Annotated in this window: 14 protein-coding genes; 9 read left to right on the top strand and 5 right to left on the bottom strand. The window is 30.4% G+C overall.

What is annotated here, in order from left to right:
* Nucleotides 1–98: 98 nt before the first annotated feature.
* A complete protein-coding gene (locus tag Q0842_RS12340) occupies nt 99–884 on the bottom strand; it encodes a TIGR02757 family protein (RefSeq protein WP_298498452.1) in 786 nt (261 codons plus the stop codon).
* A gap of 84 nt (nt 885–968) precedes the next feature.
* On the opposite strand from Q0842_RS12340, the gene Q0842_RS12335 reads away from it, so the two are divergent.
* Nucleotides 969–2,135 (top strand): MFS transporter, encoded by a 1,167-nt coding sequence (locus tag Q0842_RS12335; RefSeq protein WP_298498450.1) that lies wholly within the window; start codon nt 969–971, stop codon nt 2,133–2,135.
* On the opposite strand, the gene Q0842_RS12330 is transcribed toward Q0842_RS12335, so the two are convergent.
* Both Q0842_RS12330 and Q0842_RS12325 read right to left on the bottom strand, forming a co-directional pair.
* Nucleotides 2,132–2,794 (bottom strand): ABC transporter ATP-binding protein, encoded by a 663-nt coding sequence (locus Q0842_RS12330; protein ID WP_298498448.1) that lies wholly within the window; start codon nt 2,792–2,794, stop codon nt 2,132–2,134. The two genes, Q0842_RS12335 and Q0842_RS12330, sit on opposite strands and share 4 nt — an antisense overlap.
* Before the next feature lie 74 nt (nt 2,795–2,868).
* On the bottom strand, nt 2,869–5,361 hold the full coding sequence (locus tag Q0842_RS12325; protein WP_298498446.1) for a DUF5916 domain-containing protein: 2,493 nt from the start codon (nt 5,359–5,361) through the stop codon (nt 2,869–2,871).
* Between the two features lie 165 nt (nt 5,362–5,526).
* Between Q0842_RS12325 and folE the strand changes: the two genes are divergently transcribed.
* Both folE and Q0842_RS12315 read left to right on the top strand, forming a co-directional pair.
* A complete protein-coding gene (folE, locus tag Q0842_RS12320; RefSeq protein WP_298498444.1) occupies nt 5,527–6,114 on the top strand; it encodes a GTP cyclohydrolase I FolE in 588 nt (195 codons plus the stop codon).
* Nucleotides 6,115–6,168: 54 nt separating this feature from the next.
* Entirely contained in the window at nt 6,169–6,441 is a 273-nt protein-coding gene (locus Q0842_RS12315) for a hypothetical protein (protein ID WP_298498442.1), read from the top strand.
* Between the two features lie 38 nt (nt 6,442–6,479).
* On the opposite strand, the gene Q0842_RS12310 is transcribed toward Q0842_RS12315, so the two are convergent.
* Entirely contained in the window at nt 6,480–7,514 is a 1,035-nt protein-coding gene (locus Q0842_RS12310) for a hypothetical protein (RefSeq protein ID WP_298498439.1), read from the bottom strand.
* 119 nt (nt 7,515–7,633) lie between these two features.
* On the opposite strand from Q0842_RS12310, the gene Q0842_RS12305 reads away from it, so the two are divergent.
* From Q0842_RS12305 to Q0842_RS12295, 3 genes are all read left to right on the top strand, one after another.
* Nucleotides 7,634–9,268: a CTP synthase gene (locus tag Q0842_RS12305; protein WP_298498437.1), complete on the top strand. Its 1,635-nt coding sequence runs from the start codon at nt 7,634–7,636 to the stop codon at nt 9,266–9,268.
* 104 nt (nt 9,269–9,372) lie between these two features.
* Entirely contained in the window at nt 9,373–11,259 is a 1,887-nt protein-coding gene (yidC, locus tag Q0842_RS12300) for a membrane protein insertase YidC (protein ID WP_298498435.1), read from the top strand.
* 247 nt (nt 11,260–11,506) lie between these two features.
* A complete protein-coding gene (locus Q0842_RS12295; RefSeq protein WP_298498433.1) occupies nt 11,507–12,163 on the top strand; it encodes a toxin-antitoxin system YwqK family antitoxin in 657 nt (218 codons plus the stop codon).
* A 68-nt stretch (nt 12,164–12,231) separates the two neighbouring features.
* On the opposite strand, the gene Q0842_RS12290 is transcribed toward Q0842_RS12295, so the two are convergent.
* Nucleotides 12,232–13,626, bottom strand: coding sequence for a fasciclin domain-containing protein (locus tag Q0842_RS12290; protein ID WP_298498430.1), 1,395 nt, complete (start codon nt 13,624–13,626; stop codon nt 12,232–12,234).
* A gap of 186 nt (nt 13,627–13,812) precedes the next feature.
* Between Q0842_RS12290 and mnmA the strand changes: the two genes are divergently transcribed.
* From mnmA to Q0842_RS12275, 3 genes are read left to right on the top strand one after another with little or no spacing between them, the layout of a single operon-like run.
* Entirely contained in the window at nt 13,813–15,000 is a 1,188-nt protein-coding gene (mnmA, locus tag Q0842_RS12285; protein WP_298498428.1) for a tRNA 2-thiouridine(34) synthase MnmA, read from the top strand.
* A gap of 24 nt (nt 15,001–15,024) precedes the next feature.
* Nucleotides 15,025–16,644, top strand: a complete 1,620-nt coding sequence (locus tag Q0842_RS12280; protein WP_298498426.1) for a S8 family serine peptidase — start codon at nt 15,025–15,027, stop codon at nt 16,642–16,644.
* Nucleotides 16,644–17,585, top strand: a complete 942-nt coding sequence (locus Q0842_RS12275; protein WP_298498424.1) for a DUF561 domain-containing protein — start codon at nt 16,644–16,646, stop codon at nt 17,583–17,585. The genes Q0842_RS12280 and Q0842_RS12275 overlap by 1 nt, the downstream gene beginning before the upstream one ends.
* Nucleotides 17,586–17,775 lie beyond the last annotated feature (190 nt).

The following is a 17,775-nucleotide window of genomic DNA, read 5'->3' as shown; positions in this document are numbered from 1 at the left end:
TAATAAACGATTGATGAATCTTAAGTTTGTCAATCGTTTTTTTTATTCAATACGTTACCACAAGGGTGTGCTTTCCTTTACAATGCCTAACGCACCAATCAAAACCCTTCAAAAACGCCCAAACCAAATAAAGCAAAATCGTATTTAACAGGGTCCTTTGGGTCTAGTTTTCTTAAAGCTATATCTAATTCAGTAAGTGCTTTACCATCATTTTGTTTTCGTTTTAATAAACCGAGTTTTCTGGCAACATTACCAGAATGCACATCTAAAGGACAAGAAAGAAGGCTTGGCGAAATAGAATTCCAAATACCAAAATCTACCCCAGTATTATCATTTCTAACCATCCAACGTAAAAACATATTAATACGTTTGGCAGCCGAATTTTTTAAAGGATCGCTAACATGTTTTTGAGATCGCTTTAAATGTTCAATTTCAAAAAAAGTAGATTTAAATTTTGAAATAGATTTTTGTAATGAATTAAATTCGGTGTGTTTTGAAAAAATATTTTCTAAACCATCATGGTTTTTATAAATATGTTGCAACGATTTTATAAACTGTATGCAATCATTTCCATTAAATGTTCTATGTACAAAAGGCAAAAGTTTTTCTAGATCTGTTTCTTGGTGGTTTAATACAAAATCGAAAGGGGAGTGGTCTAGTAATTCCATTAAACGATTTGCATTATTTATAATGCTTTTGCGGTTTCCCCAAGCAATAGTAGCTGTTAAAAAACCAGCAATTTCTATATCTTCTTTTTTACTAAATTTATGTGGAATTTGTATAGGATCGCTTTCAATAAATTTAGGATTATTATATTGAATAACTTTAGTATCCAAAAAGTCTTTAAGTTCGCTTTTGGTTAGTTTTATTTGTTTTCCTTTCATAGTTCAACAAAAATAAATGTAATTAGTTTAATAAAAAGGAGACTTATAATATTTATAAATTAAATTGGTCATTAAATCATTTAAATGATTAGCAAAAAAATAATCCTTCCTGTTATTGTTTTATCACAATTTTGCTGTACCTCTTTATGGTTTGTTGGTAACGCAATTATTAACGATTTAATCCTTAAATTTAATTTAGAATCTACAGCATTAGGTAATTTAACTTCTGCCATACAATTTGGTTTTATTATAGGTACTTTTATATTTGCTATTTTAACCATATCAGATCGGTTTTCACCTTCAAAAGTGTTTTTTGTTAGTGCTGTAATTGCAGCATTATTTAATGCTTTAATGGCTTTTGGCTTTCAAAACTTATTAAGTTTAATGTTACTTCGTTTTTTAACTGGCTTTTTTTTAGCTGGTATATATCCAGTAGGGATGAAGATAGCATCAGACTATTATAAAAAAGGTTTGGGTAAAACTCTAGGTTTTTTAGTTGGTGCCTTAGTATTAGGTACGGCTTTTCCTCATGTTTTAAATGGATATAAAGGGATTGTGTATTGGGAACTTATGCTTTATATCACTTCGGGTTTAGCATTGTTTGGAGGATTGTTAATTTTTTTATTAGTACCAGATGGGCCATATAAAAGAACACTTCAAAGATTTGATATAACCTTATTTTATAAAATTTTTAAAATCAAAAAATTTAGAAGTGCTGCATTTGGTTATTTTGGACACATGTGGGAGTTGTATGCATTTTGGGCTTTTGTACCTGTATTATTAAAATATTATATTGATTATCATCAAAAAAATCATTTTAATTTGCCATTGCTAAGTTTTAGCATAATTGCTGTAGGTTCTTTGGGATGTGTAGCATCAGGATATTTGTCTCAAAGATTTTTAACTAAAAAAGTAGCTAGAACCATTCTTGCTTTGTCTTGTATTTGTTGTTTAGTATCACCATTACTATTTATGTTGGAATCCGATATAGTTTTTATAACATTCTTAATGTTTTGGGGTATTGTAGTTATTGCCGATTCACCTCTCTTTTCAACATTAGTAGCACAAAATGTAAACTCAGAATATAAGGGAACTGCTTTAACTATAGTAAATTCAATAGGGTTTGCAATTACAATAATTAGTATTCAGTTTATAAACTATTTGCAATCCATAATAGAAGCAAAGTACCTTTTTTTAATATTAGCCATAGGACCTATTTTTGGATTGTATGCGCTTTACAAAAAAGATTAGTTTGTTATCTTACCATCAACCATTATCAATTTTCTGTCGGCCATATTTGCTAAATCTTCATTGTGAGTTACAATAACAAATGTTTGTCCAAATTTATCACGAAGTTTAAAAAACAGATTATGTAGGTTTTCAGCAGATTCGCTATCTAAATTCCCAGAAGGTTCATCTGCAAAAATTAAATCAGGACTATTTATTAAAGCTCTAGCTACTGCTACACGTTGTTGTTCACCTCCAGAAAGTTCATTAGGTTTATGATTGTACCTGTGAGACAATCCTAAAAAATCTAAAAGTTCTTTAGCATGTTTTTCAGCTTCAGCTTTTTTAGTACCTTTAATAAAAGCTGGTAAACACACATTTTCTATGGCTGTAAATTCTGGAAGTAATTGATGAAACTGAAATATAAACCCAAGATGTTCATTTCTAAACTTGGCTAAAGCTTTGTCTTTAAGAGATGTTATATTGATTTTGTTTATTAACAATTCTGAACCCTTTTTAGAAGCAGGTGTATCTAACGTACCTAAAATATGTAGTAAGGTTGTTTTTCCTGCTCCAGAAGCACCAACAATTGAAACAATTTCTCCTTTTTCAATTTGGATATCTACACCTTTTAAAACTTGTAAATCACCGTAATATTTATGAATGTTTTTTGCTTGAATCATTTTTATTATATAACAGCTGTGAATTTACTACTTTATACTGTTATACCAAATGTTCGTTTGGTATAAAAATATATTTAAGATTTGTTTTTGTTTTGGAATATATTTTTAACATCATTGTAGTCAATAAAATAAACTAATCGTAGAGAGACTGTATTTCGTTTATCTTGATCAAACAAGCTATTTAAACTATCAAAATAACTGTCTTTTGAATCATTTGAAAAATTAAAGATCTGATTTCTATATAATGCTGTTAATTGACTTCCTGGTGCAAATTGCCAAGTGTAACTAAAATCTAAATTCCAGGTGTTAAAGTTAGCATCTGGGTTAAAATCTGAGTCTTCACCTATTGTAGTTTTTGTATGTGTATTGGACACTTCAAGACTTCCATTATCTTGTAAATTATAAACTTGGTTATCATAAGTAACACGGCTTAAATAGTTTCTAAAACTTAATGTTAAAGCATTAAACGGATTAAAAATATAACTTCCAGAAATACTAAGAGTTGTTTCAATACGTTTTCGTTGACCAAAAATAATTTCATCATCAACTTTTTGATTATTAATGTAACCTCTATCTGCTGTATAATCATCAAAACTATAACCTAAAACAATTAGTAGCTTATCATTAAATTTAAATCGAGGGGTTATTCCATACCACCAATTGTTAAAATTATGACGTTCTTCATCAAAGAAAAGTGCATATCCAAAATTAGAATCTATGGCAAAGAGATTATTGTAATTTGATGAAATCCATACATTACTTTGTGCATAGTTTTTGGTAACAAAATAGCTATTAAAACCATTTCTTGGTTCAAAATAATCATATTGTTTACCTATATTCCAGTTACCATTAATTCCAAATGAATGTAATTTTTTAGTTGTAGCATTTATGTTAAATCCCATGTTTGCACCTGTATAAGTGTTAGGGCTTGCTAACTGATTATAATTAAACCAGCTACCAACATATAAATTATTGAAGCTTTTGGTAGGCTCAAAAATTCTATAACTCATTTCTGTACTAAAATTGCTGTAATTGTTTCTAAATTGTATGCCTAAGTCATTAATATCAAAATTATCATCTGCATAATTATAAACTAAACTATATCTAAATTTACCACTATTTTTGCCGGCTCCTAATTTGGCACTATAGCCATTATCAATATTTTCTATATCGTTAAAAGAACTCATTTTTATTTCTCCTATGGCACCATAGGTGTTTTTTTTGTTCACTAAATCTAATAACAATCCGGTTACATTGGCGTCTTTAAAATCACCATTTCTTGTAACGTTTGTGTTAATTAAGGTAACAGAAGAGTTTTTATTAAACTGTTGGTCAAGCACCATAATATTATAATTTGCAAGCGGCTCAACAACTACATCTCTTTTTGTTTTAACAGTAGATTCGCTAGGTAAATTTTCGTTTGTAATTTCTGTTTTTTCAATTGTTGCAAATGTTTTTTTAGTAATAGCGTTAAAGAATCCAATACCTAACCCTTTTTTTGTTCTACCAGATATTTTTACGGCATTTATTAATTGAACTTTATCTGGGTAATTTTTAATTTCTTCATTGTCTTCTGTATCTGGAAAGATTGATGGGGTATCACCAACACGCCTTGAATAAAATAAATCTCCTTTATTAAATAAATCTATGCCTTCTGTAAAAAATTGGCGTTGTTCTGCAAACTGTTGTTCAAAAGGGCCAAGGTTTAACCTCACATTATCAAAACCAGCTTGACTAAAATCTGGAATTAATGTAGCGTCTAATGTAATATTTTCAGTTATTCCATATTTTACATCTAAGCCCGCAGCAAAATCGGTATCTGTTTCATCTTTAAAACTACTAACTAGCCCAGAAGCATATGGGTAAAAACTTAATCTTGTTGGTGGAATTATATTTTTAAGACCTCTTAATTCTGCATTGTATAATCCATAATTTCCTTTAGTAACATCTATAGCATTCCAAGTAAATTGTGATCTGGTTTTTCTATATTGTCTATGAAATTGAATACCCCAAGTTGGGTCTTCTTGTTGTGTGAATCGTAGTGCTCTATAGGGTATTTTTACTTCAATAATCCAACCGTCATCCACTATTTTTACAGCACTTTCCCAAACAGCATTCCACCCAAAATCTTCACCATTACTAGGGCTTTCAACAGCATCGGCTTGTGTTCCGGAACTAAAAATAAAAAACTCAGTATTATTTTGAGCATCGTTATTTGGATTGAATATTATACCAAAAAAGTCCGATTGTCCAAAATTATCTCTTTGGGTAAATTGCCGCATAATGTCTTCTGGATTGTCATACAAATAAGCAGATATATAAATGGCATTATCATCATAACACATTTTTACTTCAGTACGTTTTTCTTTAGTTGGCGATTTTCCAACTTCAGGCTTAAACTGAATAAAGTCTGTTGCTACCTGTAAATTACTCCAAATACTTTCATTAAGAACACCATCAATATTTGGTGCTTTTAGAGTTCTGGTTATTTGGTATAATTTTTTGGTTTGTCCATTTAAATGCAAAAAAAAAGAAAAGAATAGTAGTATAAATGATACTTTCTTCATGATATTGATTTGATTGATGATGTTATTAGTCAATTAACATTTACAAAACTAAATTTGTTGCTGTTTATTTTTCACAATAAAAAGTTAAAAAAAATTAAGAGCTTATTCATAAATAGGTTTTCAATATTTTTTTTATTTATCTTTATTTTCAAATTATAGATTATTATGCCATATAAGAGTTTCGAGGAATACAACATGAAAGTTACCGATGATGTTAAGAATAGATATGAAAATATTATTAAAGATTTAGGTGAAGATACCAATCGTGATGGTCTTTTAAAAACCCCAGAACGTGCAGCAAAAGCTATGCAGTTTTTAACTCAAGGTTACAATCAAGACCCAGTTGAAATTCTTAAAGGTGCTATGTTTAAAGAGTCCTATAACGAAATGGTAATTGTAAAAGATATAGAATTATACTCGCTTTGCGAACACCATATCTTACCGTTTTTTGGAAAAGCGCATATAGCTTATATACCAAATGGTCAAATTGTTGGACTTAGTAAATTACCAAGAATTGTTGATGTTTTTGCAAGGAGATTACAGGTGCAAGAACGCTTAACAAAACAAATTTTAGATTGTATTAACGATACTTTGCAACCACAAGGTGTAGCTGTGGTTATTGAAGCATCACACATGTGTATGATGATGCGTGGTGTGCAGAAACAAAACTCAATAACTACTACATCTGGTTTTAGAGGGCAGTTTGAAAAAATAGAAACTAGAAATGAGTTTTTAAAGCTTATTGGGAAGTAATCTAACAATTTATTTTGGTATGTTTCTTGCAATAAGTTTAGTAAAAAACAACAAATGAATTTAGAAAACTTAAGTAAATATAAAAAACTGGCACTTAGTATCGTATTTGATGCTATTGGTATGCTCACCATTTTCGATATTATTTGGGCACCTGCATCTGGTTATATAATGAGTAAAATGTATAAAGGCACCAAAGGTAAAATAGCTGGTGTTGTATCTTTTATTGAAGAAATAATACCTGGGTTTGATATTATTCCAACCTTTACAATCATGTGGTTTTTAACCTATGTGTTTCAAAAGGGTGAAGAAGAGGTCTTGGAGGTGTAAATTGAATAATTAATAATCAAAAAAAATAAGTTCTTGGTTTATTCGTATTGATATAATCTTGAGTGACTTAATTTGTCATTAAAAAATGAAATTTCCGATTTTAGTAATCCGTTTTCATAATACTCATACTTTTTTTTAGTTGTATTTTCATTTCTATCAATTTTAAATTTTGTTTTGAGTTTATAAGATTCATCATAAATAAAATATTCACCATTTACATAAGCAGTCATTTCATTTGAATCTTTTTTCCTGTAATATTCACTAGTTATAGATTGTATAATTTTATTATCCTCAATCTTAATTAATTGTTTATAAATTAAGGTATCGCGATTAAAATGTTCTTCCCTAATTTTCAAAAAGTCCTTGTTAAAATATTTAATTGATTTATATTCAACTTCATTGAGTTTATTGTGTTTTAGTTCAATCTCAATACTATCCTTTTTTTGACAAATTTTTGTTTGCTCAATTTTTCCTTCTTCGTCAATAAAATAAGTGTAATTTTTATTTCCAAAGTATTTGTAGCGCTCAATTTTACAAGATGCTCTAATACAAGTTTTTTTCTTAATTAATTTGTTACTACTGTCGTAATTATATAAAATTTTATTTGGTTTGGTTGGAAATAATCTTGCAATTGGCACAATGTAGCTATATTGACTATTATTAATTGTAGTTTTAAATACACCTTTTTCTGTCTTTCTGTTTTTTTCTTTTAAAAGGTTTGATTTATTATAAGAATAAAATTCAGAAATTTTGGTATCACAATCTTGATAAATAATACTAGCAATATTAAAATTATTATCAAAATTTATAAATGTATCTGAACTCGGTTCTAAATCGCCATTATTAAAAGGACTAGAATATGTTCTAATTGTTAATTTCTTAATTTTTTCTTTTTTTAGTATAACTTTTTGTTGCTTAAAGGAATCATTGTCTAAATCTACATAGTTTTTATATTGGGCATGTAAAGAGCAAGAGACTAAGCATATTACAAATTGTCTAAGTAGATATTTTGCTTTATTTTTAATAATTAAAATTAGTTTTAAAAAGTTTATAGCTAAAATAGTTGAATTCATTTACAAGTCAAGTTAATTAAATAGGGAAATGATCAAAAAATCATTTCAAAAATTGTTAACAAGTCACTCTTAAATAACTATTTTAATTTTGTAAATTTGCCTGCGTTTATAAGCGCAACATGACAACTACAGCAAAATACATATTTGTAACCGGCGGTGTTACATCATCCTTAGGAAAAGGTATCATAGCAGCATCTCTAGCTAAATTACTTCAAGCACAAGGCTATAGGGTAACTATTCAAAAATTAGATCCATATATTAATGTCGATCCAGGAACATTAAATCCTTATGAACATGGCGAGTGCTATGTTACTGAAGATGGTGCAGAAACCGATTTAGATTTAGGACATTATGAGCGTTTTTTAAACAGACCAACAAGTCAGGCTAATAACGTAACTACAGGTAGAATATACCAAAGTGTCATTCAAAAAGAGCGTCGAGGTGAATTTCTTGGTAAAACAGTACAAGTTGTTCCTCATATTACTGATGAAATTAAAGAACGTGTTCAGATTTTAGGAAAATCTGGAGATTATGATATTGTAATTACAGAAATTGGAGGAACAGTTGGTGATATTGAATCGTTACCATACATAGAAGCTGTTCGTCAATTAAGATGGGATTTAGGAGAAAATAATGGTATTGTTATCCATTTAACCTTAGTTCCATACTTATCTGCTGCTGGCGAATTAAAAACTAAACCAACACAACATAGTGTTAAAACACTTATGGAAAGTGGAGTACAAGCCGATATTTTGGTTTGTAGAACAGAGCGTAATTTACCAAAAGATTTACGCAGAAAACTTGCTTTATTTTGTAATGTAAAAGAAGAAGCAGTTATTCAATCTATAGATGCATCTACAATTTACGATGTGCCAAATCTTATGCTTGAAGAAGGTTTAGATAAAGTGGTGCTTGAAAAATTAAAATTAAAAAGCACAAAACCAGATATAGATCAATGGAATCAATTTGTGCACCGTCATAAAAACCCTAAGACCGAAGTTACTATAGGTTTAATTGGAAAATATGTAGAGTTACAAGATTCTTATAAATCTATTTTAGAAGCCTTTATTCATGCTGGTGCAGAAAATGAAGTAAAAGTAAATGTTGAATCTGTACATTCTGAATATATTAATAAAGACAATGCTAAATTAAAATTAGCACATCTAGATGGTGTTTTAGTTGCACCAGGTTTTGGAGAACGTGGTATTGATGGTAAAATAGATGCAGTTCAGTTTGTAAGGGAAAATAATGTGCCTTTTTTAGGAATTTGTTTAGGCATGCAAATGGCTGTAATAGAATTTGCTAGAAATGTTTTAGGGATTTCTGATGCTGCATCTACAGAAATGAATGCTACCACTAACAATCCTGTTATTGGTTTAATGGAAGACCAAAAAAACATAACAGATAAAGGTGGAACCATGCGTTTAGGTGCTTGGGCATGCGATTTGAAAATAGGAAGTGCTGTTCGTGACATATATAAAGCAGAAAGCATCACAGAAAGACATAGACATCGTTATGAATTTAATAGCGAATATAAAGATAAGCTTGAGGCTGCAGGAATGGTAGCAACTGGTTTAAATCCAGATACAGGGTTAGTTGAAATCGTTGAAGTTCCTCAACACCCTTGGTTTATTGGTGTACAATATCACCCAGAATATAAAAGTACAGTAGCAAATCCACATCCTTTATTTGTGGCCTTTGTTGAAGCAGCATTAAAACATAAGAAAAAGAAAAATAATGCCACTATGTCATAAAATTAAGATTGGATAGTTTATTGATTAAGTATTTTAAATTCTAATAGAAGAAGGGTTTACATAAATACCTAATAACAATCAAATCAACTCACTATAACTAACACATGGAAGAAAAGAAATTAGATATTAATTCGATTATTGGTTTTGTACTTATTTTCGGAATTTTGGCTTACATGCTATGGCAAAATCAACCAACGCCAGAAGAATTAGAAGCTCAAGAAAAAGCAAAGCAAGAACAAGTTGAAGCAGAACAAAAAGAAAAAGCTCAACAAGAAACTTTAGTAACCACAGCAGCAGATTATCAAGTTGGCTCAGGAGTTGATTCACTTCAAATGATACAGCTTAAAAATAAATTAGGTGCTTTTGCATATTCTGCTACTCAATCTGATGATAAAGAGACAGTAGTTGAAAGTGATTTATTAGCTCTTAAATTTAGTAATAAAGGTGGTTTCCTTTCTGAAGTAAGATTAAAGCAATTTGTAGATTACGATTCTATTCCAATTTATATGATTAAGGATAATAATGCATCCTTTAACATAAACTTCGGTACAACAGATAGCCGTATTTTAAATACTAAAGATTTACCATTTGTACCAAAAGTTACTAAAAATGGTGATGTTACTGTGGTATCTATGAAACTTAAAGTTTCTGAAAGTCAGTTTTTAGAATACCGTTACGAGATTAAAGAGGGCGATTATATGATAGATTTTGCTATTCGTTCTCAAGGTTTAAGTTCTGTTATAAATAGTTCTCAAGCCATTAATTTAGACTGGAAATTAAAAGGTTATCGTCATGCAAAAAGTATCTCTTATGAAAACAGATATACAGATGTGCATTACGATTACGAAGATGGAAAAGCAGATTATACAAGAGATGGTGAAGATGATGTTGAAGATGTTTCTTGGATAGGCTATAAGCAACATTTCTTTTCTTCTGTATTATTAACAGATAACCGTTTTAAAAACGTAAAAGTAAAAACAGAAAATTTAGTTAAAGAAGAAACTATAGATACTGTATTTACTAAAAGCTTTGCAACTACAATTCCTTTAGAATTGCAAGGTGGCGAGTTTAATCAAACCATGGACTGGTATTATGGTCCTAGTGATTTTAAAGTATTAAATAAATATGATAGAAATTTAGACGAATTAGTACCATTTGGTTGGGGACTTTTTGGTTGGATAAATCGTTACATATTTATGCCTTTATTTGGTTTTCTAGGTAGCTACATGTCTTATGGTATTGCTATTGTAGTAATGACAGTTTTAGTTAAATTCTTATTGTCATTCGTGCAGTACAAACAGTTTTTATCTCAGGCAAAAATGAAAATTTTAAAACCTGAATTAGATGCTATTAGAGAAAAGCACAAGGATAATAAAATGAAAGCGCAACAAGAAACGATGGCGTTGCAAACTAAAGCAGGAGCAAGCCCAATGGCAGGATGTTTGCCAGCTTTAATTCAGCTTCCTGTATTTTATGCCTTGTTCCAATTTTTCCCATCTGCTTTTGATTTGAGACAAAAATCATTCCTTTGGGTAAAAGATTTATCTTCTTATGATGTTATAGCAAACTTGCCGTTTAATATTCCTTTTTATGGAAACCACGTTAGTTTGTTTCCAATATTAGCGTCTGTTGCTATATTCTTTTATATGCGTTTAACTACAGGACAGAACATGCAATCTCAACCACAACAAGAAGGCATGCCAGATATGGGTAAAATGATGAAGTATATGATGTACTTCTCACCAATAATGATGTTGTTTTTCTTTAATAACTATGCATCCGGATTAAGTTTATATTACTTTATATCAAATGTTATTAGTATTGGAATTATTTTAGTTATTAAAAACTTTATTCTTGACGAGGATAAGATTCATGCTCAAATGCAAGAAAAGAAAAAGAAGCCTAAAAAGGAAAATCGTTTTCAGAAAAAAATGGCTGAAATGATGGAGCAAGCTGAAAAACAAAAACAAGCTCAACAAAAGCGTAAATAATATGCTATTCTATTTGATTTAGCATTTCAAAATAAATTTAAAAAGCTGCCAATAAAATCATTTTGGCAGCTTTTTTGTTATAACAAACTTAAAGTTTAATCGTTACCTTAATATAATTTCTGCTAAATCGAAAGATTCATAAATTCATTATTATAATAGATTAAATAATGTGTACAGCAATAAAATAAAATTTTTAAAAATGAAGATGCGTTATAGTTTTATATTTTTTTTAATGATTACTAATTTTATGTTAGCCCAAAACGTAAATCAGTTTGATGCTAATGGTAAGCGACATGGTGTTTGGAAAAAAACTTTTGAAGATAGTGATGTATTAAGATATGAAGGACAATTTGAACATGGAAAGGAAATTGGATTGTTCAAATTTTATAAGAACTACAAAAAGAAAGCGATTCTTTCTGCTACAAAATTGTTTAATAATACTAATGAAATAGCAGAGGTTAAATTTTTAGCATCAAATGGAAAAGTAGTTAGTGAAGGAAAAATGAATGGTAAAACATACATTGGTACCTGGAAATATTATCATAAAAACTCAGATCAATTACTTACAATTGAAAACTATAATGATGCAGGTAAATTAATAGGTGAGCGTTTAGTTTATTATCCAAACGGGCAAGTTGCCGAAAAGCAAAACTATATTGATGGTAAATTGTATGGAGAATCTTATTGGTTATCTGAAAAAAATGTGGTTCTCAAAACATATATTTATGACCATGATGAATTACATGGTGAAGCAAAATTTTATACTCCCAAAGGCGAGTTAGTTTCTGAAGGTCAATATAAAAGAGGAAAAAAAGATGGTGTTTGGAAGTATTATGAAAATGGTAAAATAATTAAAGAAAAAGACTTTACTTATAAACCTAAATACATAAAAAAAACGCCTTAATTTCTTAAGACGCCTTTTTCATAGACAATTTTAAATATGTCTACAATCAACAAACCAAACTAATTTTATTAATTAGAGGGTAATAATACTTTATCAATAACATGAACTACTCCATTAGTTGCATGTACATTTAATAAAGATGTAACTAAACCTGCAGCTGGCATTGATCCAGCAGCATCTTGAATTGTTAAGGTATCTAAATCGATGGTTACATTTTGTCCGTTTAACATTGGAGCTTGTAAACCATCTGTTAAATCTGTAGAGAAAATATATACGCTTGGCTCTACAACATGATGTGTTAGTATAGAAGCTAAAACCATAGGATCTGCAGCGTTAATAGCATCTACATCTGCAAAACCAGCAGCCATAAACGCAGCATCAACAGGCGCAAATACTGTAAATGGTCCGTCTGTACCAAAAGTATCGCCTAAACCAGCTCTTCCTAATGCAGCAGCTAACATTGTAAATTCTGCAGGACTTCCTCCAGCTAAACTAGCAACTATTTCATTTATTGTATTTGTAGGTGGTACTAGTGTTCTGTCTATAACATGAACTACACCATTTGATCCTGTAATATCGGTTGCTGTAACCATTGTTGTTCCATTAATAGAAACAGGTCCACCAGCGTTAGTAATGTAAATATTTCCGCCTAAAGTTGAAACTTCTGCAGCAGCTATACCAGAATCTGGTAACATAGAAGCCATAACAGTTCCATCAATAACGTGATATGCTAAAATTGCATCGGCTCCATTAACATCTGTTATTCCAGCAGCAGCAAATGCATCATTTGTAGGAGCAAATAATGTTAAACCTCCATCACTTGGTCCGTTACTAAGCAGTAACTCTAATATACTTGGGTCAGCAGCAAGAACTGCAGCAATAAGAGTTGTAAAGTTTTTATTAAAATATGCAGGTGCTACAATAGTTCCAACAATTGGTAACATAGAAGGTGGCACAATTACACTATCAATGATATGAACAACACCGTTTGTTGCAATACCATCTACAATTATTACTTGAGCGTTGTCTAAAAACACACCGTCAGCTCCAGCAGTTACTTCAACAGACTCTCCTCCGGCCATGGTAATAGTTCCAGAAGTTACTTGGCTAGCTTGTAAGGCTGCAGATGCATAAACATGATGTTGTAAAACGCTTTTTAATACATCTTCAGGTATGTCGTCTATGGATGTTTGTCCAATAGCGCTTAATAGAGCAGCAAATGCATCATTGTTTGGTGCAAATACAGTAAAGTTTCCATCATTACTTAACAAATCAACTAGGTCTGGATATTTTACTAGAGCAGTTACTAAACTAGATAATTGAGGTGTTGCTTGAGCAAGTTCAACTAAACTGTTTGAAGGTTCAAATGCAATTGAATTGTCATCATCGTTGCTACATGATGTCATCATTATCAATGCAACAAACAGCATTGATATGTTTTTAAGGTTTCTTTTAATTTTCATTTTTTTTTATGTATTAGTTATACTTTGTTCAACAAAAATATGTAAAAATTAAACAAAAAACCTAATAATGTTTAATAAAAATTAAAAAAGATGAAACAAAAGTGTATTTCATCGATTATTTGAGTTTATTAATTAGTCAATGAATCTTACAATTATATGTATCTTTGTGGACTAATTTTTTTTAAAATGAAACGTGTAATTATTGGACTTTCAGGTGGTGTAGATTCTAGTGTTGCCGCTTATTTATTACAGCAGCAAGGTTATGAGGTAATTGGCTTATTTATGAAAAATTGGCATGATGACTCAGTAACTATATCTGATCAATGCCCTTGGCTTGATGATAGTAATGATGCCATGCTAGTAGCAGATAAGTTAGGAATCCCTTTTCAAACGGTAGATTTAAGTGAGCAATATAAAGAACGAATAGTAGATTATATGTTTCATGAATATGAAAAAGGAAGAACACCAAACCCAGATGTACTTTGTAATAGAGAGATTAAGTTTGATGTTTTTATGAAAATTGCAATGGATTTAGGAGCAGATTATGTTGCTACTGGTCATTATTGTAGAAAAGGGACTATTCAAAAAGAAGGAGAAAATATTTATCAATTATTAGCAGGAGTTGATAATAATAAAGATCAATCATATTTTTTATGTCAATTATCTCAAGAACAACTTTCAAAAGCTTTATTTCCAATAGGTGAATTAACAAAGCCAGAAGTAAGAGAAATTGCTACAGAGTTAGGTTTAGTTACAGCAGAGAAGAAGGACTCACAAGGTTTATGCTTTATAGGTAAGGTAAAACTACCAGATTTTTTACAACAACAGCTAAAACCCAAAGAAGGTATTATTGTTGAAATTCCAAGCGAGCTATCAATATATAGTCAAACTGAAACAGAATTTAATTCTGAAGAAGAAAAACTAAAGTATCTATCTCGCAAAATTGAATATAAAGTTGATTTTGGAAAAATAGTAGGTAAGCATCAAGGTGCTCACTATTTTACTAAAGGACAACGTAAAGGTCTTGGAGTGGGTGGTACTGTAGAACCATTATTTGTAATTGATACTGATGTTGAAGAAAATGTAATTTTTACTGGTCAAGGTAAAGAACATCCAGGCTTGTATAAGAAAGCATTATTTGTAAGTAATGAGGAGTTACATTGGATTCGTAAAGATTTAGAGTTGCAAGTAGGTGACACTATGGAAGTAAAAGCAAGAATACGATACAGACAAACATTAGAAAATGCGACACTTTATAAAGTTGAAAGTGGCTTGTATGTAAAATTTGAAAATTTTCAATCAGCAATTACAGAAGGGCAATTTGTTGCATGGTATATTGAGGATGAGCTTATTGGTTCGGGAGTTATTTCTTAACTTAGCATAACAATACTTTTTGTTATGAAAAAAATAATACTATTACCTTTAATTTTCTATTGTTTCAGTTTTACTCTTTTTGCTCAATTTGAAGATGCTTGGGTGTATTTAGCCGACAAACAAAATGTAACAACTTCATTAGCTAATCCAATAACTATACTATCCCAAGAAGCCATAGATAGAAAAAACACTCATGGTATTCCCATTGATGAAAGAGATGTACCAGTCAATGAGTCCTATATTGCTCAAATTAAAAATACTACAGGGATATCTGTTTTAGCAAAGTCTAAATGGTTTAATGCATTACATGTTAGAGGTTTGCAAACGACAATTCAAGGGTTGTCAAGCTTAGCATTTGTTAGCTATATTGATTTTGCAGATAAGAGCCTTAATTCAAAAAATAGTGAAACAAAAAATAAAAAGAATAAACTTTTTAAATTAGAAGGTACTTTTACGAACTTTAATTACGGGAATGCATCCAATCAAATAGAAATGATTAAGGGTGATAAATTACACCTTGCCGATTTTACAGGAACAGGAATGACTGTGGCAGTTTTAGATGCAGGCTTCCCTAATGTAAATACAATGTCCTCATTTGAGAGGTTAAGAAATGCAGGTAATATTTTAGGAAGTTACGATTTTGTAAATAGAGATGTTGATGTTTATACAGGTACAACAAGTAATCATGGCACTTTAGTATTAAGCGATATGGCTGGTTATGTTGAAAATCAATTTGTTGGAACAGCACCTGATGCTTCTTATTATTTATTTATAACTGAAGATGCACCTAATGAAAACCCTGTAGAAGAAAGCTATTGGGTAGAAGCTGCAGAACGTGCTGATAGTTTGGGGGTAGATGTTATAAATACATCTTTAGGATATACAACTTTTGATAATCCTAATTATAATTATTCCAAATTTGATCTTGATGGTTATACAGCTTATATTACTAAAGGTGCCAATATAGCTTTTGAAAAAGGACTTTTACTAATTACTTCTGCAGGAAACTCTGGAAATGGAGGAGTAGGTGCACCAGCCGATTCGCCAAATGTTTTATCTATTGGAGCAGTTAATGCTTCAGGTAATTACGCTTCTTTTAGTTCTATTGGTAGTTCTTTTCAACCTACTCAAAAACCAGATGTAGTTGCCCAAGGGCAAGCTAGTTATGTAATAACCGAAAACGATGTTATTGCTACAGCTAACGGTACCTCTTTTAGTTCACCTATTTTGGCAGGAGGTATTATTTGTTTATGGCAAGCTTTGCCAAATAAAACCAATGGCGAAATTATGCAATTAGTTAGAGAATCTGCATCTCAATATAATTCTCCAGATTATTTTTTAGGTTATGGTATACCAAATCTGGAGTTGGCATTAAATTCAACCTTACTTGTTAAATCGGAAAGTTCCGACGATATTAATATTTATCCTAATCCAGTTAAAGATAAGTTGTATATAAAATTGCCTTCAGATAATGGTACAACAACATTAAGAATTTATAATATACTAGGAAAAGAAATTAATAATTACACTATTTTAAAAAATAATCAAAATGCAATATATGTTCATGATATACCAAAAGGTATTTACATTGTAAAATTGCAACATAATACGATTTCAAAAACATTAAAACTCATTAAGCAATAATGTCTAATAGAATTACATCTCTATTCAAAATAAAATATCCAATTATACAAGCAGGAATGATTTGGAATAGTGGTTGGCGATTGGCTTCTGCTTCAAGTAATTCTGGTATATTAGGACTTATTGGAGCTGGTTCAATGTATCCAGAAGTTTTACGCGAACATATTCAAAAATGTAAAAAAGCTACCAATAAACCTTTTGGTGTAAATGTACCAATGTTATATCCTAATATTGAGGAAATCATGCACATTATTGTAGAAGAAGGTGTTAACATTGTTTTTACTTCTGCAGGAAACCCTAAAACTTGGACAACTTGGTTAAAAGAACGTGGAATTACAGTAGTTCATGTTGTGAGTAGTGTGAAATTTGCTTTAAAAGCGCAACAAGCAGGCGTAGATGCTATTGTTGCAGAAGGTTTTGAAGCTGGTGGACACAATGGTAGAGATGAAACTACAACCCTTGCTTTAATACCAATGGTAAAAGAAAAAGTACAAATACCTTTAATTGCTGCAGGAGGAATTGCAACTGGTCAGGCCATGTTAGCAACCATGATTTTGGGAGCAGATGGTGTTCAAATAGGAAGCCGTTTTGTTGCTAGTGAAGAAAGTTCGGCCCATGATGCATTTAAAAACATTGTAGTTGAAGCAAAAGAAGGTGATACACAATTAACTTTAAAAGAATTTGCGCCTGTTAGATTATTAAAAAACGATTTCTATAATCAAATTCAAGATTTATATAAAAAATCACCAACTACAGAACAACTTAAAGAATTATTAGGTAGAGCAAGGGCTAAAAAAGGCATGTTTGAAGGAGATCTAAATGAAGGCGAGTTAGAAATAGGTCAAGTATCTGGTTTAATTAACGACATTAAACCTGTATCTAAAATAGTTGAAGATATTATTAAGGAGTTTGAGGATTCTAAAAGAGAAGTATCAAAACTTTAAAAAATAAAAAAGGAGGAAATTAATATTCCTCCTTTTCATTTAGAAACCTATTTACTAGTAATTTATCCCTATAAAAAACTAAATATTTCTAAGTGCTATCAATCATTAAGGAGATTGATTTAAGGCACAGCAAATGTAAAAAAATCAATTCTATTTATAATCATAGTTTTAAACAATTATTAACATTTGT

Origin of the sequence: uncultured Algibacter sp., assembly GCF_947495675.1 — a bacterium.
Classification (GTDB): Bacteria; Bacteroidota; Bacteroidia; order Flavobacteriales; family Flavobacteriaceae; genus Algibacter_B.
This window is presented reverse-complemented; position numbering and strand designations above follow the sequence as displayed.

Bases quoted from the DNA above. Each gene is read 5' to 3' on its own strand.
- Q0842_RS12330 (WP_298498448.1), bottom strand. From the start codon at position 2,794: ATGATTCAAGCAAAAAACATTCATAAATATTACGGTGATTTACAAGTT.
- Q0842_RS12275 (WP_298498424.1), top strand. From the start codon at position 16,644: ATGTCTAATAGAATTACATCTCTATTCAAAATAAAATATCCAATTATA.
- Q0842_RS12310 (WP_298498439.1), bottom strand. From the start codon at position 7,514: ATGAATTCAACTATTTTAGCTATAAACTTTTTAAAACTAATTTTAATT.
- Q0842_RS12340 (WP_298498452.1), bottom strand. From the start codon at position 884: ATGAAAGGAAAACAAATAAAACTAACCAAAAGCGAACTTAAAGACTTT.
- Q0842_RS12290 (WP_298498430.1), bottom strand. From the start codon at position 13,626: ATGAAAATTAAAAGAAACCTTAAAAACATATCAATGCTGTTTGTTGCA.
- Q0842_RS12335 (WP_298498450.1), top strand. From the start codon at position 969: ATGATTAGCAAAAAAATAATCCTTCCTGTTATTGTTTTATCACAATTT.
- Q0842_RS12295 (WP_298498433.1), top strand. From the start codon at position 11,507: ATGTTAGCCCAAAACGTAAATCAGTTTGATGCTAATGGTAAGCGACAT.
- folE (WP_298498444.1), top strand. From the start codon at position 5,527: ATGCCATATAAGAGTTTCGAGGAATACAACATGAAAGTTACCGATGAT.
- Q0842_RS12325 (WP_298498446.1), bottom strand. From the start codon at position 5,361: ATGAAGAAAGTATCATTTATACTACTATTCTTTTCTTTTTTTTTGCAT.
- yidC (WP_298498435.1), top strand. From the start codon at position 9,373: ATGGAAGAAAAGAAATTAGATATTAATTCGATTATTGGTTTTGTACTT.
- Q0842_RS12305 (WP_298498437.1), top strand. From the start codon at position 7,634: ATGACAACTACAGCAAAATACATATTTGTAACCGGCGGTGTTACATCA.
- mnmA (WP_298498428.1), top strand. From the start codon at position 13,813: ATGAAACGTGTAATTATTGGACTTTCAGGTGGTGTAGATTCTAGTGTT.
- Q0842_RS12280 (WP_298498426.1), top strand. From the start codon at position 15,025: ATGAAAAAAATAATACTATTACCTTTAATTTTCTATTGTTTCAGTTTT.
- Q0842_RS12315 (WP_298498442.1), top strand. From the start codon at position 6,169: ATGAATTTAGAAAACTTAAGTAAATATAAAAAACTGGCACTTAGTATC.